Here is a 1,635-nt window from a genome sequence, read left to right as displayed (position 1 = left end):
GCTAAACCAGCTAATAGTTTGTCAACATTTTTCAATAAAAAATTTAAAACAAGCATGATATACTAAAAATGAACACGCCAAATAACCTTCCATGACACTCCTTTTGGAAGGTTTTGTTGTATTTTGTTAGATATAGTTTTTACGCTATATCATGGAAAGTAGTCTTGTTTCTTAGTAAGGCATAAATCCAATGTAAGAGTTTATTTACACAGGCAATAACGGCTACTCTAAATGGCTTTCCTTCTTCACGTTTCTTATCATAAAACTCTCTAAGTCTTTTGTTTCGTGGAATGATCTCATCAGTGGTTTTCTTTTTGCGTGCATCTCGAATTCCACTTCGAACAGCCATATACAAGGCGTGTCGTAGTCTACAAGAACCTCTTTTGGTTATTCGGTTCACAGAGGCAGTGAATCTACCTGAAGAATACACACTAGGATCTACTCCAGCAAATGCGACAAGCTTTTTGGCATGACTAAACCGATCTATCTCTCCAATCTCGGAAATAATCGTTGCAGCGATTTTTTCACCGATACCAGGGATGGTCTGGAGAATCTTATATTCTTCGATTTCTTGTGCGAGAGCATCTATTTCAGTGGCAATCTTAGATAGGTGCTCTTGATATTGAAGAACAATATCTATTAATACATTGAGATTGAAAACATGACTATCATACATATTCTTTTGAAACGGATTGCGTTTGGCTGCTTCTATTAGCTTTTCTGCCTTTTCTCCAGCCCATTTATCAGACCGTCTGGTACATAATGAAGCTATCTTTTCTGTTAACTCTCTTTCGCTAACACCTAATACGGACTCGGAAGTAGGAAATACAGATAAAGTTAATAGCGAAACTCTAGAGTATAAATCACCAAAGACACCTCTATACTCTGGAAATATTTGATCCAACAGAGTGTGCAATTGAACCTTAGTCTGAGCAGCTACTTCTGTAATACTCTCTTGTTGTCTTGTTAGGTTACGAAGGTTTAAGAGTTGTATGCCCCTTTTTTTATAAGGCTCTAATTCTTCTTTATAAAAGAGCTCACAAAGGTGATAAGCATCTATTGCATCAGTTTTTACTTTTCGTAAACTTGAACTTTTCGCTCTATGGGAAATTAGAGGGTTTACAATGATATAGACGTATTTTTTCTCCTCTAAAAATTGAATTACGGGAGAATGATAGTGACCAGTTGACTCTAAAATAACCGTAGGTTGTTGTCCTTTAGCCATTTTTTCTACTTCTTGTAGAAAGATTAATAATGTTCCTAAACCATCAAGATCATGAACAACACTAAAGCTCTTACGATAAGGTTTCCCCTTATCTAAAAATGCCTGTACTTGACTTTCTCCTTTAGCTACATCCAGACCAACGACTGGATTCATATATAAATCTCCTCCTTAGAAAATACAAATTAGTCGGTAACCCCTAACGCTTCTTGTAATATCATAGGTTCGCTTGTTAAACGGGATCTTTTTGTCCCAACCAGCCTGAAACATGTTTATACAAGTAGGGGGTGAACAGTTTAGCTGACGGGATCGAATCCCACGGAAGCTGCGTTCTACCCCGACTACCGTTATAATAAGACCATATAGAAAAAGGTCAACCAGAAATATCTGGCTAACCTTATATTACGAACGGG

At 37.0% G+C, this 1,635-nt stretch carries 1 protein-coding gene; it reads right to left on the bottom strand.

All coding sequences use genetic code 11. The features are described from left to right. Window positions 1-139: 139 nt before the first annotated feature. Complete coding sequence (locus tag CD003_RS21440) at window positions 140-1,378, bottom strand: IS110 family transposase (RefSeq protein ID WP_096203178.1); 1,239 nt, start codon at window positions 1,376-1,378, stop codon at window positions 140-142. Between the last annotated feature and the right edge of the window lie 257 nt (window positions 1,379-1,635).

This window comes from Bacillus sp. FJAT-45350 (assembly GCF_002335805.1).
Classification (GTDB): domain Bacteria; phylum Bacillota; class Bacilli; order Bacillales; family NISU01; genus FJAT-45350.
This window is presented reverse-complemented; position numbering and strand designations above follow the sequence as displayed.